The sequence below is a fragment of the Archangium sp. genome, assembly GCF_036388035.1.
In the GTDB taxonomy this organism is placed as follows: Bacteria; Myxococcota; Myxococcia; order Myxococcales; family Myxococcaceae; genus Archangium.
In genome coordinates this window covers 1-4,999 of sequence record NZ_DASVSO010000717.1, presented here as the reverse complement: position 1 = coordinate 4,999, position 4,999 = coordinate 1, and the positions used below count along the sequence as shown (strand labels likewise).

Annotated in this window: 4 protein-coding genes; 1 reads left to right on the top strand and 3 read right to left on the bottom strand. The window is 68.9% G+C overall.

Translation table 11 applies throughout. From position 1 onward, the window contains the following. From VF697_RS29450 to VF697_RS29440, 3 genes are all read right to left on the bottom strand, one after another. Window positions 1-1,202: ligand-binding sensor domain-containing protein (locus VF697_RS29450; RefSeq protein ID WP_331100085.1), on the bottom strand; the 1,202-nt coding region annotated here is incomplete at its 3' end. A gap of 264 nt (window positions 1,203-1,466) precedes the next feature. After that, window positions 1,467-3,077 (bottom strand): S8 family peptidase, encoded by a 1,611-nt coding sequence (locus VF697_RS29445; protein WP_331100083.1) that lies wholly within the window; start codon window positions 3,075-3,077, stop codon window positions 1,467-1,469. Between the two features lie 80 nt (window positions 3,078-3,157). Further along, window positions 3,158-3,382 (bottom strand): hypothetical protein, encoded by a 225-nt coding sequence (locus VF697_RS29440; protein ID WP_331100081.1) that lies wholly within the window; start codon window positions 3,380-3,382, stop codon window positions 3,158-3,160. Between the two features lie 323 nt (window positions 3,383-3,705). On the opposite strand from VF697_RS29440, the gene VF697_RS29435 reads away from it, so the two are divergent. Beyond that, window positions 3,706-4,999, top strand: a 1,294-nt coding sequence (locus tag VF697_RS29435) for an Ig-like domain-containing protein (protein ID WP_331100079.1), incomplete at its 3' end; no start/stop codon positions are given.

Genomic DNA, 4,999 nt, shown 5'->3' with positions numbered 1-4,999 from the left:
ACGCGGTCCAGGAGGAGCCCGTCGCCCGTGCTCCACGAGGTCACCCGTCCGTCCCGCATGCGGCTGACCCCACCGCCCACGGTGCCGAACCAGAGGCTGCCGTCGCGCGCCTCGTGGATGGCCAGGACCATCTCGTGCGCCAGGCCCTCCGGCGGGCCCAGGGTGGAGAAAGGCGCGTCCTGGAGCCGGTGCAGCCCCCGGGCCTCCGTGCCGATCCACAGGTTGCCCTCGGCATCCTCGAGCAGATCGCTCACCAGACTGTGCGCCAGCGGGTGCTCCTCCAGCGCCGAGACCCGGCCCCCCACGATGCGCCGCACCCCCTGGCCCAGACTCCCCACCCAGAGAGCGCCCGCCCGGTCCACGAGCATCGCCGAGATGGGGGCACCCGGCATGCTCGCCTCGGGCACCCGCCGCATGACCCCCTCCTGGAGCCGGTACACCGTCCCCTCATCCGAGCCCGCCCAGAGCGTGCCCGCCCCATCGACCACCAGCTCGTCCACCAGCCCGTGGGAGCCGCCCTCGAAGGGCAGGGGCGCCGTCCAGGCCGTGCCATCCCATCGCTGGATGCCCCCGGTGCTGGCCACCCAGAGGCCTCCCGCCGCGTCCTCGGCGAGCCCCACGGGTTCATCGCTGGCGAGCCCGTCGGCCTTGCGCCAGGTCTGGAACCGGCCCGCGGCGAAGCGTGTCAGGCCATGCTCGGCCGTGACGATCCACACGCTCCCATCGCGGGTGGCCAGCAGGTGCTGGGGATGGGCGAGGCTGGTGCCCTCGGGCGGGACGACGGCATGGAAGACACCCTCCCGCATGCGGACGAGCCCCTGCTCCAGGCCGATCCACAGCGTCCCATCCCGGCTCACCGCGAGGTCATGAATGTTCCGGCCCTGGAGGGCGGGCGTGTTCGTCTTGTTGAACACGGTGAAGCGGACCCCGTCGAAGCGCACCAGCCCTTCCCAGGTAGCGCCCCAGAGGTAGCCATCCGGGGTCTGCGCCAGGAACAGCACACTGTTCTGCGGGAGCCCGTCCGCCGTCTGCCAGACGCGGTGGGGGAACTGGCGCGGCGCCTTGTCGGGCTCCAGGGCCGAGGCGCTCCCCCCGCTGGCGAGCAGTCCCACCAGCAGCACGGCGGCGAGCAGGTGCGCGCGGTGCCGGAGGGAGACGGGCCCGCGGGGGGCCTGCTGCGAGGAGCCTGGCGTGGGGTGCATGCGAGGAGTCAGCGTGCGGACACGGTAGCGGGGAGGCCCTCCGGGGAAAAGCAGGGAGCGTGTGAAGCGACCGTGACGAAGAGCACCCGCCCACTCGTCCCCCGGGCGAGCGCGCTGTTCTCCGATAACCGAGGCGATCCATCAGTCGCGCTCGGTGACGGGACGACCACTGCCACTGCCTTCCTCCCCAAAAACAAAAGAGGCCCCGCCTGAGCGGGAGCCTCTTCGGTCAGCCCCCTGAAAGGGGGCGGGAGATGCGGCGCATTACTGGGCTAACAGCGTGGTGCTATAGGCGGAGTAGCCGCGCAGCTGCACGTACCAGGGGCCCGCCACCGCATTGTTGAAGGTGCAGGTCTCATTGTTCCCGGCGCGCAACGGACGGCAGTGGTAGACGTGCTGCTCCGGGAGGTCGCCGTAACGGACGTACAGATCCGCATCGCCCGTGCCACCGGAGATGCTGATGGTCAGCGTGGGTTTGGTCGCCGAGAGGTTGACCATGTAAGTCGTGATACTCCCCGCGCCGCCGGAGACGCTCTTCGCGGCTCCCAGGGAGAGCAGGGTGCTCGGGTGCCGCTTGTACAGGAGCCGGTTGGGCGAGCCAGGGCCGGGGTTGGTGACAAGGCCCTGGAGAGTCGCGGAGAGCAGTTGCTGCTTGATGTTCTCGGCCGGGACGCCCCGGGACAGCAGGATCGCCGCCACGCCGGTGACATGCGGCGCGGCAAACGAGGTGCCGTTGGCAATACCGACAGCCCCATCCTTGGTCGACGATTTGATGTCCACGCCCGGAGCGAAGATGTCGACGCAGCTGCCGAAGTTGGAATAGATCGGGGCGGTGTTCGGGGGACTGGTCACAGGGCTGTTGGGGTTCATCCGGACGTCATTCTTGTCCGTCGCGGCCACCACGATGAACTTGGGGTTGCTGCCGTTGGTGTTGATGCTGTTGGGCGAGATGGTGCAGGCATCGGCACCCTCGGTGGTGCCGCCCGGCTGCTGCACCAGCGCATTGCCCGCCGCCGACACGACGACGATTCCCGCCCTGTTCGCCAAGTTGCTGGTGGCCGTGTTGAGCGAGAAGGCGCTGCTCAACGAGTTGACGCTGAGGTTGACGACAGACGGCGTCTGGGCATTGGCCACCAGCCAGTTCAGGCCCGCGTTGATGCTGTCGGTGGTCATGTTGCCGGAATTGTTCATCACCTTCACGGAGTGAATCTTGACCTGCTTGGCGACGCCATACGTCTTGCCACCGACGATGCCGGCGACGAAGGTGCCATGGCCGAGACCGCCCATTCCGTCCGCGTTGCCATCACCAAAGGCGGTATAGACCGTGTCGACGCGAGAGTTCCAACCGTCGTCGCCGAGGAACTCGCTGTGGCCCTCCATGATGCCCGTGTCGACGACGTACACGTGGACGTCGGTCGCATTCTCGTAGGCGTAGGAGTTGTTGAGGGACCGGGTCCCCTGATCGATGCGATCCAGGTTCCACGGCGGGTTCGTCTGGATACCACCCGATACCTCGGCGAGGGCATTCTCCTCCACGGCCTCGACCCAGGGATGCTGCGCGAGCGCCTCGGCCTGGGCCTCGGTGGTGCGGATGTGGAAGCCACGGAAGGCGTGCTCATACGTGCGGAGGATCTCCATCCCATGCAGCCGGGCCAACTCCTCCCCCCGCTTCGCCACTTCCGGCAGCGCGGGGTGGGGCTTCTCCTTCAGGACGACGATGTACTCGCCCGCCACGCGATGCTCCGCCTTCACCCGGAGGACCTTGCCCGGGACCACCGGCGCGGAGGCTCCCACGTCCTCGGGTTGCGCTGCCATCGTGCTGCCTGCCGCCAGGGTCAGGCCAATCGTCATCAACCATCCCTTCATATTTCGCATCTTGCTCTCCTCTTTCTCCAATCCAATGGGTTGAAAGCGGTTGGACGACAGCAACCGCAATACACAGTCCTTCAGCTTCTTCAGGGCGCCTGGGTCCGCTGCGCCTGGAGACTCAGCTCCTTCTCCTTGGCCTTCGCCAGCCGGCGCTGGTTGCGCGCGGCGATGTACGCCATCAGCTTCTCGAGCCGCGTTCCCCGGGCGGCCTCCACCAGGGCCTGCGTGTGCCCGGACTCCTGGTCAGAGGAACTCGAGGAGCAGCAGGGCGGCGAGCAGGTGCGCGCGGTGCCGGAGGGAGACGGGCCCACGGGGCCTCCTGCGAGGAGCCTGACGTGGGGTGCATTGCGAGGAGTCAACGTGCGGACACGGTAGCGGGGGAGGCCCTCCAGGGAAAAGCAGGGAGCGTGTGAAGCGACCGTGACGAAGGGCACCCGCCAGCTCGTCCCCATGCCAGGGAGCCGGGCCTACGAGAAGCGCGGTGATGAAGCGGCTGGGCCGCTCGCGGGGGTCATTGAGGTGCCGCTGGACTCCGCCGCAGTAGGGGGCCGCGGCCCTTGGACGGTGGCGGTAGACTCCGCCCATGGCTATCGAGACGAGCTCTTCGACGGTGCGTGAGGACACCAGGGCATCCTTGCGAACCCTGACCCTCGGGGTGGCGGTAGGCCTCGTGCTGGCCGCGTGCCATTCCTCCACCGCCACGCCCAAGGAGGCCGCCACCGTGTCTCGGGGCGAGGACCTCGCGGGCCGCGTCTTCGCGGTGGAGCAGGAGCCTGGAGAGAATCCCGCCACCCCGGGCAGCGCCCGCTATGACCCCGTGCTCAAGGCGCCCCTGTGCGACACCGTGGCCGACCGCTGCGACAGCCTGGGCCTGTTGATGGGACGAGGAGACGTGGGCCCCGAGCCGAATGCCTCCAACACCCTGGACGGGTGCGAGGATGGGAGCGCCGGCACCTTCCATGTCACCGAGTCGCTCGACCGCATCCGCGTGGTGCGCCCGGACGGCACGAACCTCCTCGAGGGCAAGCGCGTCCGCATCGAGGTGGACGTCTGGGTCTACTACACGTACTGGGACTCGCTGGACCTGTTCTACACGGCGGACGCGACCCGGCCCGCGTGGACGTACCTCACCACCCTCAGGCCCTCCAAGACGGGGGCGCAGACGCTCACGGCGGAGTACGTGCTGCCCTCGGGCCGCCTCCAAGCGGTGCGTGGCAACTTCCGCTCCACCGGCTCCAGCTCGAGCTGCGGCTACGGCTATTACGACGACCGCGATGACCTGGTCCTCGCCGTGGGCCAGGAGACGGACACCCAGCCACCGACGGTACACCTCACCTCGCCACGGGATGGAGCGACGGTGAGCGGGACCGTGTCCGTGGCCCTGGCCGCGGACGATGACTTCGGGGTGACGGCCGTGGAGCTCTACGCGGGGACGACACTGCTGGGGACGGACACCACGGCGCCCTTCAGCGTGAACTGGAACACCCTGGCCGTGGCGGAGGGGGCCCACTCGCTCACGGCGAAGGCCTACGACGCCGCGGGCCACCAGACGACCTCCCCGGCTGTCTCCGTGTGGGTCGACTACACGCCGCCCACGGCGGACCTCACCGCGCCCGCACAGGGAACGGTGGTCCGGGGCACGGTGCAGGTGAGCGCGACGGCCACCGACAACCAGTCCGTCACCCGGGTGGAGTTCTATGACGGTTCGAGCCTGCTGGGCACCGACACCACCGCGCCCTACGGCGTGAGCTGGGACACCCGCACCACGGGGCCCGATGGGAACCGGTGGCTGACCCTCCGGGCCTATGACGCCGGGGGCAATGTCACGTCCGCCGGCCGCTCCATCCTCGTGGACAACACCGCGCCCACCGTGGCCCTCTCCTCTCCTCGCGACGGTGACAAGGTGAGCGGCCTGTTCACCACCCTCA

Excerpts from the sequence above, each read along its gene's own strand:
- VF697_RS29445 (WP_331100083.1), bottom strand. The coding sequence starts at position 3,077 with ATGCGAAATATGAAGGGATGGTTGATGACGATTGGCCTGACCCTGGCG.